24 protein-coding genes and 1 pseudogene are annotated in these 25,554 nt (G+C 71.2%); 16 read left to right on the forward strand and 9 right to left on the reverse strand.

Annotation, left to right across the window (positions count from 1 at the left end):
- Positions 1-93: 93 nt before the first annotated feature.
- Both CF165_RS24330 and CF165_RS24335 read right to left on the reverse strand, forming a co-directional pair.
- Positions 94-2,223: a bifunctional lysylphosphatidylglycerol flippase/synthetase MprF gene (locus CF165_RS24330; protein ID WP_093949846.1), complete on the reverse strand. Its 2,130-nt coding sequence runs from the start codon at positions 2,221-2,223 to the stop codon at positions 94-96.
- Between the two features lie 105 nt (positions 2,224-2,328).
- Positions 2,329-4,095: a sensor histidine kinase gene (locus CF165_RS24335; RefSeq protein ID WP_093949847.1), complete on the reverse strand. Its 1,767-nt coding sequence runs from the start codon at positions 4,093-4,095 to the stop codon at positions 2,329-2,331.
- A gap of 142 nt (positions 4,096-4,237) precedes the next feature.
- Between CF165_RS24335 and CF165_RS24340 the strand changes: the two genes are divergently transcribed.
- From CF165_RS24340 to CF165_RS24350, 3 genes are read left to right on the forward strand one after another with little or no spacing between them, the layout of a single operon-like run.
- On the forward strand, positions 4,238-4,600 hold the full coding sequence (locus CF165_RS24340; RefSeq protein ID WP_093949848.1) for a response regulator: 363 nt from the start codon (positions 4,238-4,240) through the stop codon (positions 4,598-4,600).
- Positions 4,597-5,205 (forward strand): sensor histidine kinase, encoded by a 609-nt coding sequence (locus CF165_RS24345; RefSeq protein WP_093949849.1) that lies wholly within the window; start codon positions 4,597-4,599, stop codon positions 5,203-5,205. The genes CF165_RS24340 and CF165_RS24345 overlap by 4 nt, the downstream gene beginning before the upstream one ends.
- Positions 5,196-5,840: a response regulator transcription factor gene (locus CF165_RS24350; RefSeq protein WP_093949850.1), complete on the forward strand. Its 645-nt coding sequence runs from the start codon at positions 5,196-5,198 to the stop codon at positions 5,838-5,840. The genes CF165_RS24345 and CF165_RS24350 overlap by 10 nt, the downstream gene beginning before the upstream one ends.
- A 52-nt stretch (positions 5,841-5,892) precedes the next feature.
- Here the strand turns inward: CF165_RS24350 and CF165_RS24355 are convergent, their stop codons facing one another.
- Both CF165_RS24355 and CF165_RS24360 read right to left on the reverse strand, forming a co-directional pair.
- Positions 5,893-6,627 carry a hypothetical protein gene (locus CF165_RS24355; protein WP_205660954.1) on the reverse strand — a complete coding sequence of 245 codons (735 nt, stop codon included), beginning with the start codon at positions 6,625-6,627 and terminating at the stop codon, positions 5,893-5,895.
- A 5-nt stretch (positions 6,628-6,632) separates the two neighbouring features.
- Positions 6,633-7,592 (reverse strand): ATP-binding cassette domain-containing protein, encoded by a 960-nt coding sequence (locus CF165_RS24360; RefSeq protein ID WP_093949852.1) that lies wholly within the window; start codon positions 7,590-7,592, stop codon positions 6,633-6,635.
- A 179-nt stretch (positions 7,593-7,771) separates the two neighbouring features.
- Between CF165_RS24360 and CF165_RS24365 the strand changes: the two genes are divergently transcribed.
- Complete coding sequence (locus tag CF165_RS24365) at positions 7,772-8,575, forward strand: CPBP family intramembrane glutamic endopeptidase (RefSeq protein WP_093949853.1); 804 nt, start codon at positions 7,772-7,774, stop codon at positions 8,573-8,575.
- Positions 8,576-8,625: 50 nt separating this feature from the next.
- The gene (locus CF165_RS24370) at positions 8,626-9,312 is read left to right on the forward strand and encodes a 4'-phosphopantetheinyl transferase family protein (protein WP_205660955.1); all 687 of its coding nucleotides are present in this window, start codon (positions 8,626-8,628) and stop codon (positions 9,310-9,312) included.
- Here CF165_RS24370 and CF165_RS24375 read toward each other — a convergent pair.
- Positions 9,309-10,457, reverse strand: coding sequence for an isochorismate synthase (locus CF165_RS24375; RefSeq protein ID WP_093949855.1), 1,149 nt, complete (start codon positions 10,455-10,457; stop codon positions 9,309-9,311). The genes CF165_RS24370 and CF165_RS24375 overlap by 4 nt on opposite strands.
- Positions 10,458-10,542: 85 nt before the next feature.
- Positions 10,543-10,854 (reverse strand): integration host factor, actinobacterial type, encoded by a 312-nt coding sequence (mihF, locus tag CF165_RS24380; RefSeq protein WP_026468624.1) that lies wholly within the window; start codon positions 10,852-10,854, stop codon positions 10,543-10,545.
- Between the two features lie 444 nt (positions 10,855-11,298).
- Here mihF and CF165_RS24385 point away from each other — a divergent pair, with 444 nt between their 5' ends.
- The 8 genes from CF165_RS24385 to CF165_RS24420 all read left to right on the forward strand — a co-directional run bounded on the left by CF165_RS24385 (position 11,299) and on the right by CF165_RS24420 (position 20,226).
- Entirely contained in the window at positions 11,299-12,927 is a 1,629-nt protein-coding gene (locus tag CF165_RS24385; RefSeq protein WP_093949856.1) for a long-chain fatty acid--CoA ligase, read from the forward strand.
- Between the two features lie 100 nt (positions 12,928-13,027).
- Positions 13,028-14,317, forward strand: a complete 1,290-nt coding sequence (locus CF165_RS24390) for a sugar ABC transporter substrate-binding protein (RefSeq protein WP_093949857.1) — start codon at positions 13,028-13,030, stop codon at positions 14,315-14,317.
- Positions 14,314-15,210, forward strand: coding sequence for a carbohydrate ABC transporter permease (locus CF165_RS24395; RefSeq protein ID WP_093949858.1), 897 nt, complete (start codon positions 14,314-14,316; stop codon positions 15,208-15,210). The genes CF165_RS24390 and CF165_RS24395 overlap by 4 nt, the downstream gene beginning before the upstream one ends.
- Positions 15,211-15,239: 29 nt before the next feature.
- Complete coding sequence (locus CF165_RS24400; RefSeq protein ID WP_093949859.1) at positions 15,240-16,022, forward strand: carbohydrate ABC transporter permease; 783 nt, start codon at positions 15,240-15,242, stop codon at positions 16,020-16,022.
- A gap of 57 nt (positions 16,023-16,079) precedes the next feature.
- Positions 16,080-16,535: a DUF4190 domain-containing protein gene (locus tag CF165_RS24405; protein WP_205660956.1), complete on the forward strand. Its 456-nt coding sequence runs from the start codon at positions 16,080-16,082 to the stop codon at positions 16,533-16,535.
- A gap of 177 nt (positions 16,536-16,712) precedes the next feature.
- Entirely contained in the window at positions 16,713-18,437 is a 1,725-nt protein-coding gene (locus CF165_RS24410) for a TIGR03767 family metallophosphoesterase (RefSeq protein ID WP_093949860.1), read from the forward strand.
- 53 nt (positions 18,438-18,490) lie between these two features.
- Complete coding sequence (locus CF165_RS24415; protein WP_072476116.1) at positions 18,491-18,892, forward strand: PaaI family thioesterase; 402 nt, start codon at positions 18,491-18,493, stop codon at positions 18,890-18,892.
- A 71-nt stretch (positions 18,893-18,963) separates the two neighbouring features.
- On the forward strand, positions 18,964-20,226 hold the full coding sequence (locus tag CF165_RS24420) for a C39 family peptidase (RefSeq protein WP_205660957.1): 1,263 nt from the start codon (positions 18,964-18,966) through the stop codon (positions 20,224-20,226).
- A gap of 38 nt (positions 20,227-20,264) precedes the next feature.
- On the opposite strand, the gene CF165_RS24425 is transcribed toward CF165_RS24420, so the two are convergent.
- Positions 20,265-20,714, reverse strand: coding sequence for a carboxymuconolactone decarboxylase family protein (locus CF165_RS24425; protein WP_093949862.1), 450 nt, complete (start codon positions 20,712-20,714; stop codon positions 20,265-20,267).
- Positions 20,715-20,790: 76 nt separating this feature from the next.
- On the opposite strand from CF165_RS24425, the gene CF165_RS24430 reads away from it, so the two are divergent.
- Positions 20,791-21,657 carry a sigma-70 family RNA polymerase sigma factor gene (locus CF165_RS24430; protein ID WP_093949863.1) on the forward strand — a complete coding sequence of 289 codons (867 nt, stop codon included), beginning with the start codon at positions 20,791-20,793 and terminating at the stop codon, positions 21,655-21,657.
- Positions 21,658-21,780: 123 nt separating this feature from the next.
- Here CF165_RS24430 and fdxA read toward each other — a convergent pair.
- Positions 21,781-22,116, reverse strand: a pseudogene (gene fdxA / locus CF165_RS24435) (ferredoxin); the annotation flags it as partial.
- 136 nt (positions 22,117-22,252) lie between these two features.
- Between fdxA and CF165_RS24440 the strand changes: the two are divergent.
- Complete coding sequence (locus CF165_RS24440) at positions 22,253-23,350, forward strand: S-(hydroxymethyl)mycothiol dehydrogenase (RefSeq protein WP_093949865.1); 1,098 nt, start codon at positions 22,253-22,255, stop codon at positions 23,348-23,350.
- A 65-nt stretch (positions 23,351-23,415) separates the two neighbouring features.
- Entirely contained in the window at positions 23,416-23,979 is a 564-nt protein-coding gene (locus CF165_RS24445) for a gamma-glutamylcyclotransferase family protein (RefSeq protein WP_093949866.1), read from the forward strand.
- Here CF165_RS24445 and CF165_RS24450 read toward each other — a convergent pair.
- On the reverse strand, positions 23,976-25,454 hold the full coding sequence (locus CF165_RS24450; protein ID WP_439098518.1) for an FAD-binding oxidoreductase: 1,479 nt from the start codon (positions 25,452-25,454) through the stop codon (positions 23,976-23,978). The two genes, CF165_RS24445 and CF165_RS24450, sit on opposite strands and share 4 nt — an antisense overlap.
- Between the last annotated feature and the right edge of the window lie 100 nt (positions 25,455-25,554).

Consider the following 25,554-nt stretch of genomic DNA (forward strand, 5'->3'; position numbering starts at 1 on the left):
AGTGAGCTGCTCCTCCGACACTGGCTAAGCGCTTGCTTACCCGTCATTGTGCGCGCCTCTCCGCGCCCGCGCAAGAACCCGCCGCCGCGGACGTCAGGCGTGTGTGGTGGCCAACTTCACCAAGGTGCGCAGGTTCGTGTCCGGCAGGTACGCGCGGGTGAGCGCCATGCCGATCCGCGGGAGGTCGCCTTCGTCGCGGTACGCCAGGTACATCGGCTCGTGACGCGGGTTGAACTTCGCCTTGAACGAGTGCAGCGACCGGAAGCCGTACACCGGTTCCAGCTCCCGGCTCAGCACGTCCAGCAGCCGCTCGACCGGCGCCGCTTCGGTGTCCGATCCGGACCGGGCCAACGGCGCGCCCGACAGCGACACGAACCGCATCCCCTCCGCCTGGAAGGCGAGCACACCCGCGCCGATCAAGAACTCCATCGCGGGCCGGAACCCGTCGCTGCGGCGGCGCATGAGATCCAGGGTCCAGCCGTGGACCTCGCCGCCCGGCCCGTGCACCGGCAGCCACGAGGTGACGCCGTGCACACTGCCGTCGGCGTCGACGGCCAGGCCGACCCGGGTCGCCGGGTCCAGCGCCTCCTCCATGCCGCCGAGCGTGAAGCCCATTTCCGGCATGCCCTTGTCGCCGACCCATTCGTCACAGATGGCGCGGACCTGGCTGCGGACGCCCCACGGCTCGTCGGCCAGCACGACGTGGCGGTAGCTCATCCCTTCCTTCGCGGCCCGGTTGAGCGCCGAGCGAACGTTCTGCCACTTCCGGCCGCGCAGCTCGAGTCCTTCCAGGTCGACCAGCGTGTCCTCGGCGATCTGCACCCGGCTCCAGCCCAGCTGCGCGGCGGCTTCGGCGACCGGCCGGGTGACGGAGAACAGGCACGGCACGACACCGGCGTGCTCGCAGGCCGCGGCGAAGGCACGGACCACGCTGGCCGGCGATCCGGCCGGTCCGATCGGGTCGCCGAGGCCGACGGCCACCCCGGCGTGCCGCCGGTAGGCGAGGACGGACTGCCCGTCCGGGGTGCGGAAGTGCGCGTTGTCGGGCCAGGTGGCCATCCAGGACAGCGTGCTGCCCCCGTGCCGGCGCAGCAGGTCCCTGGCGACGGCCGCGTCGGCGCCGCCGATTCCCGCGGTCACCCCGAATCCGCGCCGCAAGGGGGCCCGGAACGCCCAGCGGGTCAGGACGAGCAGCGCCAGCTCGGCCGCCCACAGCACGGAGCCGGTCATGGTGAGCGCCATCTCCGCCGTGGACTCCTGGCCGAAGGCGAACCCGAACACGGCCACCGCACCGGCGAGCACGTTGATCGCGGCGAGCGTCACCGCGCCCCACCACGCCACGCGCCTGCCGCTGCGCAGTCCGTTCGCCAGCAGCGCGACGAAGGCGATGTTGACGGCGATGCCCCAGCCGGTGTCCTCGCCGCCGGTGGTGCCCAGCGGGCTGTCCGCCGGGAACAGCCAGAGCACCAGTTCGGCGACGGCGATCAGGGCGAGGCCGGTGGCGGCGAACAGCCGCCATTCGCGGCGCCCGGCCCGCACCCGTCCCGGCGGGCCGACGTGGTGGCCGCCGGCCAGGCGGCGGCTCAGGGGAAGGGCGATCGCGACGGCCCACAGGTGTTCGAGATCGGCGAGCCCGCCGAGGAACAGAAAGGACACCCCGACGTAGACCCACAGCCCGGCGCGCAGCCGCAGCCGCCACGGCGAACGCAGCGTCGCCGACACCGCCGCCGCGCACGCGAGCGCGCCCGCTGAGAAACCCGCGTCGACGTGGGTGGCGAGGCTGTGCGCCCACGACCACCCGGTGTCACGGAAGGCCAGCAGGGTCAACGCGGCACCGAGCACGCCGGCCAGCTGGCCGAACCCGCAGATCGCGGCGGTCCGCCCGGTGCCCAGCCGCCATTCCGCACTGCCGACGAAGACCGCGAACGAGAGCAGCACCGGCAGGTAGAAGATCGGCGTCAGGGCCAGGAACGAACCGGTCACCGGTGTCCACCACCAGCCGTCGGCCAGCGCGGGCAGCCCGTAGCCGATGTGCCCGAACCACGTCCGGTCGCTCGCGGCGTCCCACAGCGTGCCGGTCGCGATTCCGGCGACGATGATCGCGATCAGCGCGCCGGTCGTGAAGGGCAGCCGCCGGCGCAGCACCGTGGCCACCGCGTGGACGCGCGAGGGCGCCGCCGCCGGGGCGGTCACGGGCTCGGTGGGTGTTCGCGAGCTGCTCATCGCTGTCTCCTGGGAAGTGGCCCGGTGCTCGGAAGCCCAGCATCCGCCGGATGTTCGCGGCCGGTCACCGGGCCAGCCCGGCCGGCGGCGGGGGTTAACCCTGGCCTACGCCGGCAGTTCCGCCCGGACCACGGTTCCGCCGCCTGCCGGGCTGACCACGGTCAAGCGGCCGCGGAGCGCCTCGACGCGGTCGGTGAGGCCACGCAGCCCCGAGCCCGCGGCCGGGTCCACCCCGCCGACGCCGTCGTCGGCGATTTCGACGACCGCCGTGGGACCGTCGCGCAGGACTCGCACGGTGACTACGCCGGCCCGCGCGTGCTTGGCGACGTTGGCCAGCGCCTCGGACGCGACGAAGTACGCGGCGAACTCGATCGGCTGGGGCAGCCGCGGGCCGGTGGCGTACTCCACCGTCGTGGGCACCGGTGAGCGGGTGGCGAGCGCCTCGAGGGCGACGTCCAGTCCCTGGTCGAGCGCCGCCGGGTGGATACCGCGGGCGAGCTCGCGCAGTTCGGCCAGCGAGCGGGCCAGCTGGTCGCTGGCCGAGGTGACGAGCTGTTCGGCATCCGTGGGGTCGCGCCGGATCTGCCGCTGGATCAGCGACAGCTGCATCGCGAGCGTCACCAGGCCCTGCTGGGCGCCGTCGTGCAGGTTGCGTTCGATGCGACGGCGTTCGGCGTCCCCGGCGGCGATGATCCGCTCGCGGGAGTGCTCGACCTCGGCGAGGCGCCGCCGGGCCTCGGTGTGCAGGTGCTGGCTCTCCAGCGCGATGGTCGCCGCGGCCGTGACCGCTTCGACCAGCTCGGGGTCGTCGTCGAGGGACCGGTCGTAGACGAGAACGGCGACCCGGCTGCCGTCGCGCTCGACACCGGCCACCGACCGGGACGTCCCGGCGCCGGGCAGGGTGACCGGGTTGCCGTCCAGATCGGCGTAGGTGCCCGACGCGGTGGCGTAGCCGACCTCCAGGTCCGGGTCGCCGAGTGCCTTCGCCAACGCGCCGCGCAGGTCGTCGGGCCGCAGGGTGCGCATCCCGCGGAACAGGTCGGCCAGCCCGCCTCTGGCCAGCCGTGACCGCAGCAGCCCGATCAGGAACGCGACGGGCACCGTGAGCAGCGAGCACACCCCGATCCAGAGCAGCAGCATCGACTTCTCGCCGGTCAGGAACTGCGCCACGAGCAGCCACCCGAACAGCAGCAGGCAGACGGCCCCGGCGACACCCGGCGCCAGCGCCCGCCGGCCGGGCGTGGACGCCGAGCGCCAGCGCGCCGCGACGACGACGGCGGTGCCGGCTACGGCGGCCAGCAGCGTGCCGCGCTGGGCGATGTCGACGATCTCCGCGGTCAGCTCGTGGGGCCAGATCGCGACCGGGTTGCCCGGCACCCCGGAGAACAGCAGGAACAGCGGGGCCAGGACGACCAGTTCCAGCAGCACCGCACCGGCGAGCACCCGGTCCGCAGTGGTGCGCACCCGCCCACCGGTGAGGAAGGTCAGCACGAGCAGGACGAAGAACAGCACCCACAGGTCCGGCAGCCACAGGCCGACGACCTGCGCGGGCGGCCACGCGAGCTGGCTCACCAAAGGGCTGACGAAGAAGGCGAAGCCGGTGATGGTCATCAGCAGCCCGCTGTGGTTGTCGGGCCGTCGGCGCCAGGCGATCAGCCCGCAGGCGGCGAAGGAGCCGCCGATCAGCCGGAACGCGACGTCGATCGCCGCGACCGGTTCGCCGCTCGGGAACAGCATCGGGACCAGCGCGCCGAACTCGGCCGCGAGCGCCACACCCCAGAGCAGCAGCCAGAAGCCCGGTCCGTGCCCGGAGCGGGCGAACCGGTGGGTGGTGCGGGCCTGCCCGCCGGCGAACGCCGTTTCCGAAGCCATGACGTGTCCTGCTGCGGTCGACGGGTCCCCTGGCAGCCCGCACGGTAATGCAGGACCGCCCCGGCCGGTACCGCTGAACCGCCGCCGCTCCGCAGGGTTGTCCCTGTAGCTGCCGGTACGAGGGCGCTGCGACCATGGCGGGATGGTTCCCCGGGTCCTGATCGTGGACGACCACGCCGCGTTCCGGTCGTTCGCGCACCGTGTCCTGGTGGCCGACGGGCTGGTCGTGGTCGGCGAGGCGGCCGACGGCGCGGCGGCGATCGCGGCCGCGCCACGGCTGCGTCCCGACGTGGTCCTGCTGGACGTGGGCCTGCCCGACATGGACGGCTTCGCCGTCGCCGCGGCGCTGGGCGCGCAGGACGAAGCGCCCGCCGTGGTCCTGGTGTCCAGCCGCTCGCGGGACGACTACGGGTCGCTCGTCGACGCCAGCAGCGCCGTCGGGTTCATCGCGAAGTCCGCGCTGAGCGGCGACCTCGTCCGGCGGCTCCTGGAGCCGAAGACGTGAGGCCCGGGCCGGAAAGCGCCCGGATCGTCGATGCCGCGGACGAATTCCGGCGCCGGCTCGAACGGCAGCTGCACGACGGCGCCCAGCAGCGTCTCGCTTCCGCCGTGCTGGCCTTGAGCCTGGCCGCCCGGACGCTCACCGGCGACGCGGCCGCACTCGTCGCCGAAGCGAGGGAAGAACTGGGCCTGGCCATGGCAGAGTTGCGGGAACTGGCCCGCGACATCTACCCGGTGCTGCTGGCCGAAGCCGGCTTGGGGCCGGCGCTCGCCTCGCTCACCGACCGGTGCCCGGTGCCTGCCGTGGTCTCGGCCGTGCCCGGCGGGCGGCTCCCGCCGACGGTGGAACGGACCTGCTATTTCGTGGTGTTCGAAGCGTTGAAGAACGTGGCCGGGCACTCGCACGCCACCCGGGCCGAAGTCGTGGTCCGTGAGCAAGGAGGTCAGGTGAGCGTCGAAGTGAGCGACGACGGCGTCGGGGGCGCCGACCCGGGCGGGCCGGGCCTGAGCGGGCTGGCCGACCGTGTGGCCGCGCACGGCGGCCGGCTGTGGGTGGAAAGTCCCCACGGCACCGGTACTCGAGTGCGGGCCGACGTGCCATGCGGGTGATGATCGCGGACGACGCGGTCCTCTTCCGCGAAGGCGTGGCGCGCGTGCTGACCGAAGCCGGGTTCGACGTCGTGGCGCAGGTCGGCGACGCCGCGTCGCTGCTGCACCGGGTGCGTCAGGACCCGCCGGACGCCGTCGTCGTCGACATCCGGATGCCGCCGACGCACACCACCGAGGGCCTGGACGCGGCCAGGGACCTGCAGGAGCGGCACCCGTCGGTCGGCGTGCTGGTGCTGTCGGCCCACGTCGAACCGCACTACGCGCTGCAGCTGATCGAATCCGGCGCGCGCGGCGCCGGTTACCTGCTCAAGGAACGCGTCGCCGACCTCGACGAGCTGACCGAGGCCATCCGCCGGGTCGCGGCCGGCGGGCTGGTCATCGACCCGTCCGTGGTCGCGCAGCTGGTCGGGCGCCAACGCACCCGGAGCCCGCTCGACGAGCTGACCGACCGCGAGCGGGACGTGCTGAAGGTGATGGCCGAAGGGCGCTCCAACCAGGCCATCTGCCAACGGCTCTACCTGAGCCAGAAAACCGTGGAGGCCTACGTGCGCTCGGTGTTCACCAAGCTCGGGCTGCACCAGGGCGCGGACGACAACCGCCGGGTCCTCGCGGTGCTGACCTACTTGCGCGGCTGAGCGCACGCCGAGGTGGCCGGACCCGTTCCCGGATCCGGCCACCTGGTCCGTCTCAGGCGTCCCTGCGCTTGGCCACCGCGATCGCGATCGCCAGCAGACCGCCACTGACCGCCGCGAAGTAGCCCATCGCCGCCCACGGCTGTTCGATCAGCGCCGCGCCGTCCGCGGGCGGGCCGCTGAGCAGGAACTGCTTGGCGGCCTGGAACGGCAGCCAGCGGGCCGCCGACTCGAACCCGGGGATCATCGCGAGCAGCGACTCGGCCATCAGCGCCCAGGTCAGCACCAGCGCCACCGCCCCCGCGGTGTGCCGGACCAGGATCCCCACCGCGACGGCGAACACCGCCGCCACCAGGTAGACCAGGCCGACCCCGCCGACCTGACGCCATTCGGCCAGCCCGTGCAGCGCGAGGTCGCGGCCCGGCATCAGGACCAGCCCCAGCGCCCAGCTGCCGAACGCGGAGAGCAGCCCGACCAGCCCGGCGGCGAGCGCGACGACCAGCGTCTTGGCCAGCAGCACCGCGCCGCGGGCCGGCGCGGCCAGGAACGTCGTCCTGATCATGCCGACGGAGTACTCCGTGGTGACCGCGAGCGTCGCCATCACCATGACCACGGCCATGCCCAGGCCGTAGCCGAGCTGGGTCGACGGGACACCGGAAAAGCCGGTGTCCTCGTTGCCCGCCATGGAAATCGAACCCACGCCGATGGTGGCGGCGACACCGAACGCGGCGCACCACCACGGCGACCTGATCGACGTCAGCTTGATCCGTTCGGCTGCGATGAGGGACATGGGAGTCACCTTCCCGCCGCGGCGAGCACCGCGGAGTCGTTCCGGTCGCCGGCGGATCCGCCGGCGCTGTACTCGACGTCGTGCCCGGTGATGTGCATGAACGCCTCTTCGAGCGACGCGCGCTGCAGAGCCAGCTCGTGCAGCACCACCCCGGCGCCCGCGGCCAGCTCGCCGATCCGGGCGATGCCGGTGCCGGAGACGACCAGTGCCTCGTCGTCTTCGGGCTCGGCCTGCACGTCGATTCCTTCCCGCAGCAGGACTTCCGCGAGTTCGAGCAGCTGGGGGCTGCGCACCCGCACGGTCGAGGTGACGGCGCCGTCGACGAACTCGGCGGTCGAGCTCTCGGCGATCAGCCTGCCCCGCCCGATGACGACCAGGTCGGTCGCGGTGAGGGCCATCTCGGGGAGCAGGTGGCTGGACACCAGCACGCTGCGGCCTTCGGCGGCGAGGTCCCGCATGAACCGGCGGATCCAGACGATGCCTTCCGGGTCGAGCCCGTTGACCGGCTCGTCGAACAGCAGCACACCCGGGTCGCCCAGCAGCGCACCGGCGATGCCGAGCCGCTGGGACATGCCCAGCGAGAAGGTGCCGGCGCGGCGGTCGGCGACCGCGGTCAGCCCGACCTGGTCGAGCACCTCGTCGACCCGGGCGGCGGGCAACCGGTTCGACCGGGCGAGCCAGCGCAGGTGGGCGCGGGCGGACCGGTTGGGGTGCACCCACTTCGCGTCCAGGAGCGCACCGACCTCCCGCAGCGGGTGCCGCAGGTCCTCGTAAGGTCTGCCACCGATCAGGGCGTGCCCCGACGTCGGCCGGTCCAGCCCGAGGACCATGCGCATGGTCGTCGACTTGCCGGCGCCGTTCGGGCCGAGGAAGCCGGTGACCCGGCCGGGCCGGACGGTGAAGGACAGGTCGTCGACGGCGAGCGTCGGGCCGTAGCGCTTGGTGAGCCCGCGGGTTTCGATCATGAGTTCCTCCTCGTGGTGCTGTCGAGAGGCCACTGTGGCCGCCGCACCCACCGCGTCGGCAGCGGGAAAACCCTGGCGGTCACCGGGGAAACCCTCACCCGGCGCCGGGGACCGCCCGCTACCGGCGCGTCTGCTCCCGGGCCCACTGTTGACCGGAACCCAGCCTCCGGGAGGAACCGATGTCAGCGATCACCGCGTGGACCCGCCGCCACCGCCTCACCGTGTTCTTCGGTCTCGCCTTCGCCGTTTCCTGGTGGGCCTGGCCGTTCTACATCGCCGGCATCTCTCCGACACCCTTCTTCGCCTGTGGACCGGTGGTCGCGGCGATCGTCGTCATCGCCGTCGCCGACGGCCGGGCCGGCTACCGCGACCTCTTCGCGCGGCTGACGCACTGGCGGGTCGGCTGGACCTGGTGGGCCGTCGCCGTCGCGATGCCCCTGGCCGTGCTGGCGGTCGCGTCGCTGGCCAACGTGACGCTCTGGGGTGCTCCCGCACCCGGCCTCGGCAACCTGGCCTGGACCGACCTCGGGCTGGTCGCCGCGATCCGGTTCGTCAACCCGCTCGACGGGCCGCTCGGCGAAGAGCCGGGCTGGCGGGCCTACGCGCTGCCGCGCCTGCAGGAGAAGTGGTCGCCGCTCCGCGCCGGCACCACCCTCGGCGTGGTGGTGGCGCTGTGGCACCTGCCGTTGGTCACCTCGGGCCTGCTCGCCCCGTTCGGCCTCGTCGTGACCTTCGCGATCACCCTGGTCTACGTGTGGCTGGTCAACCGCACCGGCGGAAGTGCCCTGATGGCGCTGGTCTTCCACGTGGCCCAGGGCTCGATCAGCTACGCCGCGCTGGGCTTCAGCGGTGCCGACGCCGACCGGATGGACTGGCTCACCGGCGCGTTGTGGTGCCTGATCGCCTTCGGCGTGGTGACCGCCGACCGCGCGGCTTGGCGCACCGCTCCCGCACCGGCCGTCATCGGGCACGCCCACGTCTGAGGCCGGAAACCGTGACAACGGCTGCCGGGCCCGGAAAGATCGGAGGCGTGATGGAGATCGTGGTCCGCTGGTCAGCGCCGTTGCCCGCCGAAGATCGCTTCATGCGCCTGCTGGACGAGGTCGAGCAGGGCCGGTTCGCCGCGTACCGGCAGGAGGCGGACAAGCGGCGGTTCCTCACCGGCCGCGTCCTGGCGAAGACGGTCGCGGCGGAGCGGCTGGGCGTCCCGGTCGAGTCGGTGAAGTTCGACGCGACCTGCGAAGACTGCGGCAAGCCGCACGGGCGGCCGCGGATCCCGGGCGCGGACCTGGCGTTGTCGATCTCGCACTCGGGCGACCTGATCGGCCTCGCGGCGACGCCGTCGATGCCGGTGGGCCTCGACGTCGAAACGGCCACCCGCCGCGCGGACGACGGCTTGATCGAGTACGCGCTGAGCCCGGCCGAGACGGCGTCGCTGGCGGGCCTGCCGGAGGAGGATCGCGCGGCGGCGTTCTTCGTCTACTGGACCCGCAAGGAGGCGGTGATGAAGGCCACCGGCAAGGGCCTGCGCATCCCGCTGAAGAGCATCACGTTCTCCCGCCACGACGAACCGGCCCGCCTGGTCTTCTCGGGCGACGCGGCCCTGAACCCGGCGACGACCCGCTTGGCGGACCTGAAGGCCGCGGACGGCTACCGCGCGGCCATCGCGGTGCTGACCACCGAGGAATTGTCGGTCACCGAGGAACACTGGGTCCCCTAAGCGACGTCCTCCAGGCCCATCGCCGTCAGCAGCGTGCGGAACTTCGCCGTCGTCTCGTCCAGCTCCGCCCGCGGCTCCGACGCCGGCACGATGCCGCCTCCCGCGTACAGCCGCATCGACGTCGACGCGATCTCGGCGCAGCGGATCGCCACCGCCCACTCGCCGTCGCCCGCCGCGTCGACCCAGCCGATCGCGCCCGCGTAGTAGTCGCGGTCGAACGGCTCCAGCTCCTGGACCAGCTCGCGCGCGCCCTCGGTCGGGGTGCCGCAGACCGCCGGGGTCGGGTGCAACGCCGCCGCCAGGTCGAGGGCCGTGACGTCCGGGTCGGCCAGCTCGCCGGTGATCGGGGTGCGCAGGTGCCAGATCGCCGGCGTCGTCACCAGCTCCGGGCCCGCCGGCACGTCCAGGCTCCGGCAGAACGGCCGCAGCGCCTCGACGACGTAGTCGATCACCACGGCGTGCTCGAGCTGGTCCTTGCGGGACGTCCGGAGCGCCTCGCCGTTCGCGCGGTCGGTGACCGGGTCGGCCGAGCGCGGCATCGAACCGGCGTGCGGCGAAGAAAACACCGTGCGGCCGGTGCGGCGCAGCAGCAGCTCGGGGGTGGCGCCGACCAGCGACCGCCCGCCGGGCAGCTCGGCCGCGTACGTGAAGTGCCGGGGATTGCCGACCGCCAGGTTCCGCACGATGCTCTCGGCGGGCACCGGCGCCGCGAATTCGAGGTCCAGGGCGCGCGCCAGAACGGCTTTCCGCAGGTCACGGGCAGCCAAAAAGGAAACCGCGGAGCGCACGGCCGCCATGTGCTGCTCAGGCGATGGCACCGCACGCACCCGCACGGGCGCCGGGAGAACCTCACGCGACAACGAAGGCACCCCCGAGGACCGGTGGACGGTCCGAGGTACGACGAGGTGACCCGGCACCTTCGTGTCGGGCCCGGTGTCGAACGGCAGGACGCCGACGGCCAGCGGAGCGCCGGTCTCGGCCAGGACGCCCGGGATCACCGAGGCGAGCCGCCGGGGGTCCGTCTCCGTGACGGTCCGGATCGCGCCCTGCGCGAGGAGTGCGCGCTCGGCCGTCGTGAAGAGGAAGTCGCCTCGCTGGTAGCGGGCGGCGAGGTCAGCCGGGGTTGCCGGGTCAGGAGAACTCACAAGACCTAGCGTCCCAGGCTTCGGGAGATCCGCGAGGGGAGTGTCACGAGCGACACTCCCCTCGCGTGGAGCTCCAGGTGACGGGCTACTTGAGCGCGTCGATGAGCGCCTCGCGCTGGCGCTCGCCCAGGCCGGCCGCACGCCGGTCCGGGTCGATGCCGGCCTGCTCGAGCAGGGCGGCGACCTTCACCGCGCCGAGGCCGGGGACGGCCTTCAGCAGCTGGGTGACCTTCGTCTTCCCGATGGTCTTGTTCTCCTTGGCCTGCTTGAGCACCTTCTCGATGCTCTCCTTGCCGGACTTGATCGACGCAAGCAGTTCCGAACGCGCCTTGCGAGCCTCGGCGGCCTTGGCCAAGGCATCGGCGCGCTGCTCCGGAGTCAACGTAGGCAGAGCCAACGTAGTGTCCTTTCCTCTCAGGTCTCCGCTTTCGCGGCCGACAGCTTTTACGAGTGCTTGCTCCTGCAAGCGCTGTTCAGCCGTCTCTTGCCACGGGCCCAGTAAACGCCACCCGCTTCATGGCTGTGCAACCGACACGCACTTATTACCCCCGGAGGTGATAGCGGGCAACCCGCTCCGGCCTGCGGAAACGCTCCCAAGAAGTGTCCGGCGTGGCCTCTCTCACCCGGAAGTGGAGCTTCCGTTACGCACTGTTCTCGTGCACATTTCCTTGCACATAAGGAAAAGCCGAAATATTGATGATCTTGATCATCGTCCGGTCGTCGCCCGATCGCGCGACGACCGTGACCGAACGGAGCCGTTGTTGACCATGCCCGCTTCACCCGATCCGCACTAGAGTCGGCGCAACCCCAGTTCACCGGCGAACGACCCCCGGGAGCGACCATGTTGAGCACCATGCAGGACGGCCAGCTGTCGCTGGCGAACCTGCTCCGTCACGGCACATCGGTGCACTCGGCGAGCGAAGTCATCACCTGGACCGGTTCAGAAGCCCGTCGCGAGACCTACGGCGACCTCGGCCGCCACGCCGCCCGTCTCGCGAACGCGCTCCGGAGCCTCGGCGTGACAGGCGACCAGCGTGTCGGCACGTTCATGTGGAACAACGCCGAGCACATGGCCGCCTACCTGGCCGTCCCGGCGATGGGCGCCGTGCTGCACACCCTGAACATCCGGCTCTTCCCCGAGCAGCTCGTCTTCGTCGCCAACCACGCCGAGGACCACGTCATCATCGTCGACGGCACCCTGGTCCCCCTGCTGGCGAAGCAGTTGCCGCAGTTCAAGACGGTCCGGCACGTCATCGTGGCCAACGGCGACGCCGCGTCCCTCGAAGCTCCCGAGGGCGTCGAGGTGCACTCCTACGCCGAGCTGCTGGCCGCCCAGCCCGACACCTTCGACTGGCCCGACGTCGACGAGCGCTCGGCCGCCGCGATGTGTTACACCTCGGGCACGACCGGTGACCCCAAGGGCGTCGCCTATTCACACCGGTCGATCTGGCTGCACTCGATGCAGGTCTGCATGACCGACAGCATGAAGCTCGCCCAGCACGACAAGGCCCTGGCCATCGTGCCGATGTTCCACGCCATGGCGTGGGGCCTGCCGTACGCGTCGCTGATGGTCGGCGCGTCGCTGCTGATGCCGGACCGGTTCCTCCAGCCCGCGCCGATCTCGGCGATGCTGGCCGCCGAGAAGCCGACCTTCGCCGGCGCGGTGCCGACCGTCTGGCAGGGCCTGCTCGCCCACCTCGAAGCGCACCCGCAGGACATCTCGCACCTGCGCGAGGTCGTCGTCGGCGGGTCCGCGGTGCCGCCGTCGCTGATGCACGCCTTCCAGGAGCGGCACGACGTCCCGATCCTGCACGCCTGGGGCATGACCGAGACCTCGCCGCTGGGCAGCGTCGCCCGGCCGCCGGCGTCCGCGACCGGCGACGACGTCTGGAAGTACCGCTACACCCAGGGCCGCTTCCCGGCGTCCGTGCGGGCGCGGCTGATCGACGACGACGGCGCGGTGCTGCCCTTTGACAACGAGGCCGTCGGCGAGCTCGAGGTCCAGGGCCCGTGGATCGCGGCGTCGTACTACGGCGGCGCGGAGGTCGACCCGGACAAGTTCCACGACGGCTGGCTGCGCACCGGCGACGTCGGCAAGATCAGCCCGGACGGCTTCCTGACGCTGACCGACCGCGCCAAGGACGTCATCAAGTCCGGCGGCGAGTGGATCTCCTCGGTCGACCTGGAGAACCAGGTGATGGGCCACCCGGCGGTGGCCGAGGCGGCGGTCGTCGGCATCCCCGACGAGAAGTGGGACGAGCGGCCGCTGGTCGCCGTCGTGCTCAAGGAGGGCCAGAGCGTCACGCCGGAGGAGCTGCGGGACTACCTGGCCGACAAGGTCGCGAAGTGGCAGCTGCCGGAGAACTGGACGTTCGTCGACGAAGTGCCCAAGACCAGCGTCGGCAAGTTCGACAAGAAGCGGATCCGCGCGTCCTACTCCGAGGGAAAGCTCGACATCGCCCAGCTCTAACGGGTAAATCTCCGGCGAGTCTTCACGCCTCTGGTGGTCACCATGGGGGACCCTGACCCCCCTATGGTGGCCTTCAGAGCACGTCGGAGGGGTTCTGGGGATGCAGCGAAACAGGCGGAGTTTCCTCGCGCTCGCAGGGATGGGCGCGCTGGCGACGGCATGCGGGTCGAACACCGGGCGGCAGGGCACCCCGCCGCCGTCGACGGCGTACTCGGCGGGCCCGCCGCCGTCGGACACGCCGAAGGTCGCGCTCCAGCAGTGGTACCACGCGTACGGCGAGGACGGCGTCCAGGACGCCGTCAAGCGGTACGCGGCGACCTACCCGGCCGCGACCGTGAACGTCCAGTGGAACCCGGGCGACTACGACTCGAAGATCGTCACCGCGCTGCAGAACAGCAAGGTGCCGGACGTCTTCGAGGCGCAGGTCAAGATCGACTGGGTGCGCCAGAACCAGGTCGTCGCCCTCGACGACGTCGTCGCGCCGGTGAAGGGCGACTTCAGCCCGGCCGTGCTGGCCGCGCAGACCGTCGAGGGCAAGGTCTACGGCGTCCCGCAGGCGACCGACACGCAGGTGCTCTTCTACCGCAAGAGCCTGCTGCAGGCCGCGGGCGTGCAGCCGCCGCAGACGGTCGACGAGCTGGTCGACGCGGCCGCGAGGCTCACGAAGGACGGCGTCAAGGGCTTCTTCGCGGGCAATGACGGCGGCGTCGGGGTGCTCACCGGGCCGCTGCTGTGGTCGGCCGGCCTCGACTACCTGAAGAACGGCAACCGCGAGGTCGGCTTCGACGACCCCCGCGCGGCGACCGCGCTGGGGAAGCTGCACACGCTGAACGCCAACGGTTCCCTGCTGCTCGGCGCGCCGTCGGACTGGTCGGACCCGGGCGCGTTCATCGACGGGCTGACCGCGATGCAGTGGACCGGGCTGTGGAACGTGCCGAAGATCCGCGACGCGTTCGACGACGACTTCGGCGTGCTGCCGTTCCCGCGCCTCGACGGCAGCGGCGCGCCGTCGGTGCCGGTCGGCGCGTACGGCGCGATGGTGAACGCCAAGAGCGCGCACGTCGCCGAGGCCAAGGCGTTCGTGAAATGGCTCTGGATCGACAACACGGCCGCCCAGCTGGAGTTCGCGACGAAGTTCGGCTTCCACGTGCCGGCCCGCCAAAGCCTGATCGACCGCGCGGACAACCTCAAGTCCGGGCCGGCCGCCGACGCGGCCCGGTTCGTCAGGGAGAACAGCCACCTCGTCGGCGGCCCGGTGTGGACGCAGCAGGCGAACACGGCGCTGTCCGACGCGGTCGCGAAGATCGCGAAGGACGGGGCGGACCCGGCCGAGCAGGTCAAGACGGCCGTTGAGGTGGCTCGCGCTGAGCTGAAGCGCCTGTTCGGATGAAGGGGCGCGATGCGCGCGCGTTCTGGTTGTTCGTCGGGCCGTTCCTGATCGGCCTGGCGATCTTCGCGTACCTGCCGATCGGCTGGAGCGCGTACCTGTCCTTCTTCGACGCGCGCAACACGGTCACGCCGACGCGGTTCGTCGGGCTGGACAACTACGCGCACATGCTCACCGACGAGCCGTTCCTGTCGAGCCTGGGCACGTTCAGCGTGTTCGCGCTGTTCATCGTGCCGCTGACGTTCGTGTTGTCGCTCGCGCTGGCGCTCGGCGTCCACCAGCTGCGGTTCGCGCGGGCGTTCTTCCGGTCGGTGTTCTTCCTGCCGTTCGCGTGCTCGTACGTCGTGGCGTCGCTGATCTGGAAGACGTCGTTGTTCTCCGGTGTCCGATATGGACTGGCGAACACGGTGCTGGCGGTCTTCGGCGTGGACCCGGTGGCGTGGACCGGGACGGTGCACCCGCCGCTGTACTGGGTCGTGCTGGTGACGGCACGGCTGTGGCTGCAGCTGGGGTTCTACATGATCCTCTTCATCGCGGCGCTGCAGCGGATCCCCGCCCAGCTCTACGAAGCGGCGTGGCTCGACGGCGCCAAACCCGGGTGGCAGGTGTTCCGGCACATCACGCTGCCGCAGCTGCGCGCGACGGCGGTGGCGGTGCTCCTGCTGAACCTGATCAACGCGTACCAGGCGTTCGACGAGTTCTACAACATCATGGGCGACGCGCGCGGCTACCCGCCGTTCGCGCGGCCACCGCTGGTCTACCTGTACTACACCTCGCTCGGCTCGGGCGGCCAGGACCTCGGCCGCGGCAGCGCGGGTGCGGTGATCCTGGCGCTGATCATCGCGCTGGTGACCCTGCTGCAGGGCCGGGTGTTCCGCTTCGGACGTGCGTCGTGAGGGCGTTTCTCCGCTGGACTTCCCTCATCGTGGCGGCGGTGCTGTTCCTGCTGCCGTTCTACCTGCTGCTGCGCAACGGCCTGGCGTCACGAGCCGAGATTACCGCTCCACAGTGGACGCTCTTTCCGTCCACTGTGCACTGGGAGAACCTCGGCCGCCTGTTCTCCCTGCCGGACGTGCCCTTCGCACGCAGCTTGCTTAACTCGGCTGTCGTGGCGGTGCTGCAGACGACCGGGCTGCTCGTGGTCTGCTCACTGGCGGGCTACGGCCTGGCCCGAATCCCGTACCGGCACTCGCGGCCGGTGCTCTACGCGGTGCTGGCGACGCTGATGATCCCGACGTCGGTGACGTTCGTGCCGAGTTTCGTGGTGGTCTCGTCGCTGGGCTGGCTGTCGGACTTCCGCGGCCTGGTGATCCCCGGGCTGTTCAGCGCGTTCAGCGTGTTCCTGTTCCGCCAGTACTTCCTGGACTTCCCGCGCGAACTGGAGGAAGCGGGCCGGGTGGACGGGCTCAGCAGATGGGGTGTCTTCTGGCGGATCGTGGTGCCCAACTCGAAAGGGTTCTTCGCCGCGATCGCGGCGATCACCGTGATCGGCAGCTGGAACGCGTTCCTGTGGCCGCTGATCATCGCCCAGTCGCCGGACTCGTGGACGGTCCAGGTGGCGCTGTCGGGCCTGCTGACGGCCCAGAACCCGCAGCTGAACCTGGTGTTCCTGGCGGCGGCGGTGTCGATCCTGCCGATCGTGCTGCTGTTCGCGTTCCTGCAGCGATATCTCGTGCGCGGGGTGGCGGAGTCGGGCCTGAAGGGCTGAGTAACGTGCGGAGTCTCCACGGCGACTCCGCAGTGGACGGCGAACGTTGGGGGCGGCATGACGAGCTTCGACCCTTACCAGCCGGAGCGGCAAGTACCCGCCCCGGTCGACCCGGCGTGGCAGCAGTACCCGCCGTCGGCGCCGGTGCCGCAGCTGCAACAACAATGGGGAACGCAGCCGTACCCGGCCCAGCCGTACGCCCCGCAGCCGTACCCGATGGCCGCGTACCCGATGCTGCGCACGAGCGGCATGGCGGTGGCCGGCATGGTCGTCGGCATCGTCGCCCTGGTCACGTTCTGGGTCCCCTTCCTCGACCTGCTCCTGGGCTTCCTGGCGATCGGCCTGTCGTGGGCCGGGATGCTCCAGGCCGACCGGCCGGGTTACACGGGCAAGGGCATGGGCATCGCGGGCCTGGTGTGCGGCATCATCGCGGTGATCCCGGCACTGGTGATCATGCTGTTCTTCTTCGGCCTGTTCGCCGCGGCCGGGACCGCGTGCGGCATCGCCTGCTGAGCCTCCCCGTGGCCGCACCCAGCGGCGGAAATGACCACGACCTTCGGCGGTACACCCCACCCCGAACGCTGTGACAAGGTGGATTGAACTGTCACGGTGAATGTTTTTCACGTTCACCCCGCGTCCACCCACGTCCGGCATGGTGCCGGTCAACCGAGCAGACTGGGGAGCGAACACATGGCCGAACTCACCCGTCGCACCTTCGCCACCGCGGGCGCCGCCGGGATCGGGCTCCTGCTGTGCACGCCCACCGCGAACGCCCTCGACCGCGCCCTGCGGCTCACCACCGCGCGCTCGGTGACCACCGGGGGCACCACCCTCGAGCAGGTCGCGGCCGCCGTGACCCCGGGCGACAAGTACACCCGCCTCCAAGCCGGCCCCGGCTGGCCGCTCGTCGTCCGGAGCGACCTCGCCACCCCGAAGACCGGGCGCGACGACCGGCGCCGGGCCCTCAGCGCGTTCGTGCAGTTCACCGACCTCCACATCACCGACGCCGAAAGCCCCGCGCGGTTCGAATATCTGCACTCCTTCATCGGCTCCGCGCACCGGCCGCAGGAAGCGCTCGGCACCGTCGCCACCAGCGCGCTCGTCGAACGCGTCAACAGCGTGCGGCAGGGCCCGTTCACGGGGCGGCCGTTCGACCTCATGGTCACCACCGGCGACAACACCGACAACCACGAGCTGATCGAACTCGACTGGTTCCTCAAGGTCCTCAACGGCGGCAGCGTCACGCCGAACTCCGGCGACCCGAACACCTACGAGGGCGTCCAGAGCTCCGGCAACCACGAGTTCTGGAACCCGGCCACCCCCGGCCAGGACGCCTACACCGCCAAGGGCTTCCCGCAGCTGCCGGGCCTGCTCGAAGCGGGCATGAAGACGTTCACCGCACCGGGCCTCGACGTGCCGTGGTTCTGCACCTTCGGCAACCACGACGACAGCGTCGTCGGCTCGCTGCCGGCGCACATCCCCGGCATCGATGCCTGGTACACCGGCGGGTACAAGGTCGTCGGCAAGGACGAGGCCACCTCGAAGAAGCTCGCCGACGCCATCGAGAACGGCTCCAGCGTCCCGGTTTCCGAGCTGTTCGGCGGTTCCGGGACGATCCGCGAGGTCACGCCGGACGCGCGGCGCCGCCCGTTCGGCACCGCCGAGTTCGTCCGCGCGCACCTCGACACGGCCAACACCGGCCCCGGTCCCGTCGGGCACGGCTTCACCAGCGCCAACGCCGACGGCCAGAACGTCTACTACACCTTCCGGATCGCGCCGGGCATCACCGGGATCAGCCTCGACACCACCACCGACGCCGGGTTCGCCGACGGCTCGATCGGCCTCGCGCAGTACAGCTGGGTCGAGTCGACGCTCAAGCGCAACAGCTCGGCGTACTACGACTTCTTCGGCCGCAAGGTCACCCACGCCGTCAGCGACGAGCTGTTCATCCTGTTCAGCCACCACACCAGCGGCACGATGGGCAACCTCCTGCCGGATTCGCGCCACCTGCTCGACCCGCGGCTGGACGGCAACGCGTTCGTCGCGCTGCTCAAGCGGTTCCCGAACGTGCTGGCCTGGGTCAACGGCCACACGCACCTCAACAAGATCACGCCGCACGCCGGGAACACCCCGCAGCAGGGGTTCTGGGAGATCAACACCGCGTCGCACGTCGATTTCCCGCAGCACGCCCGGATCGTCGAGGTCGCGGACAACGCCGACGGCACGTTGTCGCTGTTCACGACGCTGATCGAGGCGGAGGCACCGTACGCCGCCGACTACGACGACCGGACACCGCAAGCGCTTGCGTCGCTGTACCGCGAACTGTCCTACAACGACATCCACGCCAACCTCGGGCGGGTCGGCGCGGCCGAGGACCACAACACCGAACTGCTGCTCGTCAACCCGCTGAGCTGAAGTTACCTCGGAGGTCATCGCCCGGCGGCGGCTCTTCGGGCAAGCTGCCGGGTATGACCGATCCCGAGGGCACCCAGCTCTTCCACCGCTCCATGCCGTTCTCCGAACGCCTCGGCGTCGAAGTCCTGGAGCACGGGCCCGCACTCGTCCGGAGCAGGCTGAAGTGGGACGAGAGCCTCTGCACGCTCGGCGGCGCGCTGCACGGGGGCGCGCTCATGGCGCTGGCCGACTCGACCGGCGCCGTGTGCGCGTTCCTCAACCTGCCGGAGGGCGGGCAGGGCACCACGACCGTGGAATCGAAGACGAACTTCCTGCGCGCGGTGCGTTCGGGCTACGCCGTTGCGTCGTCCAGACCACTGCACGCCGGGCGCAAGTTCGTCGTGGTGGAGACCGAAATCCACGACGACGACGGCAAGTTGGTCGCGAAAGTGACACAGACTCAGGCCGTCCTGTAGGTACCTGTTTACATACCCGGCCGAACCGGCGAAAATCCCTGCCTACTGGGTGGGCCTATCAGGGAGCCGGGATGCGGGTACGCGAGTTGTTCACCTTATTGTCAGTGGTCGTGTTGACCGCGGTAACCACGCAGGCCGCCGAGGCGCGACCCGCCCGGCCCGGCGACGACGAGGCGATCGACTACCACGAATGGACCGGCGGCCGCTTCCACGAAGGCGGCTTCGCCGGGGTCAGCCTGACCCGGGACGGCCTGCGCATCACGCACCCGATCGGCACGGTGGAGCACACCGAGCCGGAACTCGGCACCACGAGGACGTACGAGTACGGCCAGTGGACGTCTCCGTCGTACCGGCAGGGCTTCGGGGCGACCCAGCTGGTGGCGTCGTGGAACGCGCGCACGCCGTCGAAGACGTGGCTGCAGGTCGAGGCGCAGGGCCGGACGTCGGCGGGCGCCGAAACCGCGTGGTACGTGATGGGCCGCTGGGCCAGCGGCGACGCGGACATCCTCCGCACCAGCGTCGACGGCCAGGACGACGCGAACGCCACGGTGGACGTCGACACGCTGGAGATGAAGACCGGCGTGACGCTGAAGTCGTACAAGCTGCGGATCAGCCTGTACCGCGAAGCCGGATCGGGCGCGACGCCGTCGGTGACGCTGCTGGGCGCGATGACCTCGGTCGTGCCGGACCGGTTCGAGGTGCAGCCGACGAAGCCGGGACGCGCAACCGGGATCGAGCTGAAGGTGCCCGCGTACGCGCAGAACCTCCACAAGGGACAGTTCCCGCAGTACGGCGGGGGCGGCGAAGCGTGGTGCAGTCCGACGTCGACCGAGATGGTGGCCGAGTACTGGGGCAAGAAGCCGTCCGCCGAAGAGATGTCGTGGATCCCGGCGGGCTACGTCGACCCGCAGGTGGCGTTCGCGGCGCGCTACACCTACGACCACGCCTACGACGGCACCGGCAACTGGCCGTTCAACACCGCTTACGCGGCATCGCGCGGCTTGCGGGGCCACATCACCCGGCTGCACTCGCTGAACGAGCTGGAGAACTACATCGCCCGCGGCATCCCGGTGATCACGTCTCAGTCGTTCCTGGCTTCGGAGCTCGACGGCGCGGGGTACGGCACGTCCGGGCACATCATGGTCGTCGTCGGGTTCACGAAGGACGGCGACGTGATCGCGAACGACCCGGCGACGAGCAGCGACGACCGGGTGCGCAACGTCTACAAGCGCGACCAGTTCGAGAAGATCTGGCAGCGCACCAAGCGCTACCGCGCGGACGGCAGCGTGGCGGGCGGCCCCGGCGGCATCGCGTACATCATCACCCCGGCTTGACCGTGACCGGCGGGGCGCCTCGCGGCGCCCCGCCGTGTTCACCAGGTCGCGCCGGCCTGCTGCCGGGTCGTGCGGTTGATCCGGTTGAAGAAGTTGGTGAGCGCGATGTTCAGCGTGATCGCGGACAGCTGCTTCTCGTCGAAGTGCTTGGCCGCGGCCGCCCAGATCTCGTCGGTCACGCCCGGCTCGCCGTCCTGGATCCGGGTGGCGGCTTCGGTCAGTGCGAGCGCGGCCCGCTCCGGCTCGGTGTAGAACGGCGTCTCGCGCCAGGCGACCACGTTGTGCAGCCGCTCCTCGGTCTCGCCGCGCTTCTTCGCCGAGTGGACTCCCCCGTGGACGCACGGGCTGCAGCCGTTGATCTGGCTGGCCCGCAGGTGGACCAGGTCGAGCAGCAGCGGATCGAGGCCGGCGCCGTGCACCACCTTGAACAGCTGCTGGATCGCTCCGAACACCTCGGGATCGCCTGAGCCCTTCAACCGTGCTTCCATCGTTCCTCCATCGGTTACCTGTGGCCCTCCGGGCCCGTCATATCCACGACGGAGCGGAACCGAGGAAGGTAACGACATGCCCGACACGCTGGCCGAGACGTTCGAAACGCAGCGCGACCGCCTGCGCGCGGTGGCCCACCGCGTGCTCGGCTCGGCGGCCGACGCCGAAGACGTGGTCCAGGAGGCGTGGCTGCGCCTCTCCCGCCAGGACGCGGCGGAGATCCACAACCTCGAAGGCTGGCTGACCACGGTGGTCGGCCGGATCAGCCTCGACGTGCTGCGCTCGCGTCAAGCACGTCCCGAGGCGCCGTACGACGAGGTCGTCGTGGAGGTCGACGACGGCACCGCGCCGGAGGAGGACGTGGCCCTCGCCGACTCGGTCGGGCTCGCGCTGCTCGTCGTCCTGGAGACGCTGGGACCGAGCGAACGGCTGGCGTTCGTGCTGCACGACCTGTTCGCGGTGCCGTTCGAGGAGATCGGCCGCATCCTCGGCAAGTCCGCCGGCGCGACCAAGATGCTCGCCAGCCGCGCCCGCCGGAAGGTCCGGACCCCGTCCCCACCGGCGGCGGCCGGGCGGCAGCAGCGAGAGGTGGTCCAGGCGTTCCTGACGGCGGCCCACGACGGCGACTTCGAGGAGCTCCTGCGGGTGCTCGACCCGGACGTGCGCCTGACGATCGACACCCCGGACGGCATGGTGGTGGTCCTGGGCGCGACGAACGTGGCGACGGGCGCCCGCTTCGGCGCGGCCAGGGACGGGCGAAGGGTGTTCGTGGGCGGCCTGCCCGGCGTGGTGGCCTGGCGCGAAGACGGCACCCCGCTCTCGGTGGTGGCGTTCACGGTGACGGACGGCCGGATCGTGAGCATCGCGGCGGTGGCCGACCCGGTCAAGCTCGCGTCGATGACCCTGCCGGAGCCGCCCGGAACTGTCGGTCCCTCCCGATAAGCTGGAAACCGGGGGCCGGAGGCACACCCGCCATACCCGGCCGAGCCGGTCTCAGTCCTGCCGCTCACCCGCGCAGCAGCTGCCGCCGCCCTGGGACCTCTTGCGCGGTAGCGACCGCGGGCTCTGCGGCGGCAGCGCCGCGATCATCCTCGTGTCCACGTTCAGCGGGCCGACCGCGGCCGCACCACCCGGAGAACCCAGTGGTGCGTCGCGCCCGGGGAGCACCTCGGTGAAGAACCGGCCGTTGTCCCGAGCGTGCTCCTGCAGCGTCTCCGGGAGTTCTTCCGCGTAATAGATCGCCCCGACCGGGCAGACCACCTCGCACCCGCCGCAGTCCATGCACTCGTCCGGATGGATGTAGAGGCTCCGGGCGCCCTCGTAGATGCAGTCCGCGGGACATTCGGCCACGCACGCGCGGTCCTTCACGTCCACACACGGAAGGCCGATCACATACGCCATGCCGTCAACCTAGCCATTTCCAGTTAGTTGCGTATTGCGCAACATGTTGCGCCATAACCACCCATGCGGATCTCGCCATCTCCGCGTGATCCGTGGCAAGCTGCGGGCAGAACCAGCAGCCGGAAGGTGGATTCGCATGCCGTACGAGGTCCAGGGGGTCGTTTCGCGGGCGAAGGGCGAGCCGGTCTCGCTGGAGACCGTCGTGGTCCCCGATCCCGGGCCCGGTGAGGCCGTCGTGAACGTGCAGGCCTGCGGGGTCTGCCACACCGACCTGCACTACCGCGAGGGCGGGATCAACGACGAGTTCCCGTTCCTGCTCGGCCACGAGGCCGCCGGCGTCGTCGAGGCCGTCGGCGAGGGTGTCACCGATCTCGAGCCGGGCGACTACGTCATCCTCAACTGGCGCGCGGTCTGCGGCACCTGCCGGGCCTGCAAGCGCGGCAAGCCGTGGTACTGCTTCTCGACGTTCAACGCCGCCCAGCCGATGACGCTGGCCGACGGCACCAAGCTGTCACCCGCCCTCGGCATCGGCGCCTTCCTCGAGAAGACGCTCGTCCACAGCGGACAGTGCACGAAGGTGAACCGCGAGGCCGAGCCCGCGGTCGCCGGGCTGCTCGGCTGCGGGGTCATGGCCGGGCTGGGCGCGGCGATCAACACCGGCGCCGTCACCCGCGGCGACTCGGTCGCGGTGATCGGCTGCGGTGGCGTCGGCGACGCGGCCATCGCGGGCGCGAAGCTGGCCGGCGCGACCACGATCGTCGCGATCGACATGGACGACCGGAAGCTGGAGTGGGCCAAGGACTTCGGCGCGACGCACACGGTGAACAGCAAAAACCTGACGGAGGAGCAGGTGGTCGAGGCCATGCGGGACGCCACGAACTCCTTCGGCCCGGACGTCGTGATCGACGCCGTCGGCCGTCCGGAGACCTGGCGGCAGGCCTTCTACGGTCGTGACCTCGCCGGCACGGTCGTCCTCGTCGGCGTCCCGACGCCGGAGATGCGGCTGAACGACCTGCCGCTGATCGACTTCTTCTCGCGCGGCGGCTCGCTGAAGTCGTCGTGGTACGGCGACTGCCTGCCGAGCCGCGACTTCCCGCTGCTCGTGGACCTCTACCTGCAGGGCAGGCTGCCGCTCGACAAGTTCGTCACCGAGCGGATCGGCGTCGACGGCGTCGAGCAGGCCTTCGAGCGCATGCACCACGGTGACGTCCTCCGCAGCGTGGTGACGTTCTGACTCTCTTCCTCGACGCGGACTACCCCGCCGACCCCTATCCCGGGACCCGGCCGGGCTTCTCCTTCGTGCACGAAAACGAAGCCGGGTACCCGCTGGACACGGCGCCGGACGGCTGGCGCGACCGGCAGGCCGTGCTCGCCTACGGCTCCAACGCGAACCCGTCGAAGATCAGCTGGATGCGCGCCGAACTGGGCCTGCGGGGCCCGGTCGTGGTGGCGCACGCGCGCTGCGACGGCCTCGCCGCGGTGTGGGCGTCCGGCTTGCGCTTCCGCGACGGCCAGCGGCCGGCGACGCTGACCGCACTGCCCGGCGTCGAGGAGCACGCGGTCTGGTTCGTGACCCCGGACCAGCTCCTGGTGCTGGACCGGTGCGAAGGCCGCGGCCACCGCTACCACCTGGTCCGGCTGACCGACCCGGACATCACGCTCGAAGACGGCAGCCGCGTCACCAACGTGCTGGCCTACATCGGCGCGGTGCCGATCCGGTACCCGCTGCTGGTCGACGGCAAGCCGGTGCGCACCGCCGACGTCCCGCAGGCGCAGGCCGCCGAACTGGAAGGCGAACCGGCCGACGGCCCCGGCGTCGCGTGCACCGTCGTCACGCCGCCGGACGGGCGCACCTTCCCCTAGATCAGCTTGCCCGGGTTGAGGATTCCCGTCGGGTCCACCGCGGACTTGGCCGCCCGCAGCACTTCGACGCCCAGCGCGCCGATCTCCGCGCTCAGATAGGGCGCGTGGTCGACGCCGACGGCGTGGTGGTGCGAGATCGTGCCGAGCCCGGTGATCGCCTCGCAGGCCGCCGCCTTGGCCCGCTGCCACTGGCCGACCGGGTCGGCTTCGTCGCGGGCCGTCAGCACCGTGAAGTACAGCGACGCCCCCGTTTCGTACGCGTGCGAAATGTGGCACATGACGATCGCCCGGCCCAGCGACGCCGTCAAGGCGGCGCGGACGTCGTCGCGCAGTTCGTCCACATTGGACCAGTAGGTCGCCGTCTCCAGTGTCTCGACGCAGACGCCCCGGTCCAGCAACGCGTCACGCTGGCGCGGCCCGGCGAACCGGCCGTGCCGCCAGGACTCGCCGAGCGCCTTGCCGACGCGCACCGCGCCCGACGCTTTCAGCCGCCGCGTCGTCTCGCGGCGTCGCAGCGCCACGTCGTGCGCGGTGCCTTCCCAGCCGACGATGAGGAAACACGGCCGCCGCACCCCGCGCGCGGCGAGGTAGCGGCGCAGCACCGCCGTCTTGAGTCCCGCGTTCAGCGCCAGCGACACCTCGGTTTCGTCGCCGTCGGACAGCCGGGTGACGTCGGCGAGCGCGTGGTGTTGCGCGAGATCCCGCACCGCCTCGGCACCGGCCGCCCAGCCGGGCAGCGCGTAACCCTCGTAGCGCCGGACCGGCGGGACCGGCCGCACCCGCAGCGCGACTTCGGTGATCACGCCCAGGGTTCCCTCGCTGCCGATCGCGAGCTGGCGCAGGTCCGGCCCGGCCGCGGACGCCGGCGCGACGCCGAGCTTCCACGCGCCGCGCGGAGTCGCCAGCCGCACGCCGGTCACCATGTCCTCGAACCGCCCGTAACCCGACGACGCCTGGCCTGCCGAGCGCGTCGCCGCGAACCCGCCGATCGTGGCCCGCTCGAACGACTGCGGGACGTGCCCGAGCGTCAGGCCGTGCTCGCCGAGGAGGCGTTCGGCTTCGGGACCGCGGACGCCGGCCTGCAGGACGGCGATGCGCGACTCGGCGTCGACCGACACCAGCGCGTCGAGCCGGACGAGGTCGAGCGCGATCACCGACGCCTTCTCACCCCGCAGCGCCGCGACGCCGCCGACGACGGAAGTGCCGCCGCCGAAGGGCACGACACCGACGTCGAGCCGGACGCAGACGTCGAGTACCGCTTGGACCTCCTCGGGGTCGGCGGGCAGCACGACCGCGTCGGGGACCGGGAAGTCCGCGGAAGGCGAACGCCGCCGCAGAAGGTCGAGGTAGGACAGTCCGGTCGCCCGCGCCAGCCGTTCCGCGTCGTCCACCAGCACGTTCTCCGCACCGACCACTTTTGACAACGCGACGACTGCAGATTCGTCCAGTTTTGGTGACGGTATTTCCACCGGCATTCCGGCCGCCGGGGCGGCGCCAGGCCCCACTTGGCCTATACGCTGTTCAAGCCAGCCGGCCGCGCGCGCGGGCAAGGGGGCGGCGTCGGCGGCTTCCGCC

It is taken from the genome of Amycolatopsis vastitatis (assembly GCF_002234595.1).
Taxonomy (GTDB): domain Bacteria; phylum Actinomycetota; class Actinomycetes; order Mycobacteriales; family Pseudonocardiaceae; genus Amycolatopsis; species Amycolatopsis vastitatis.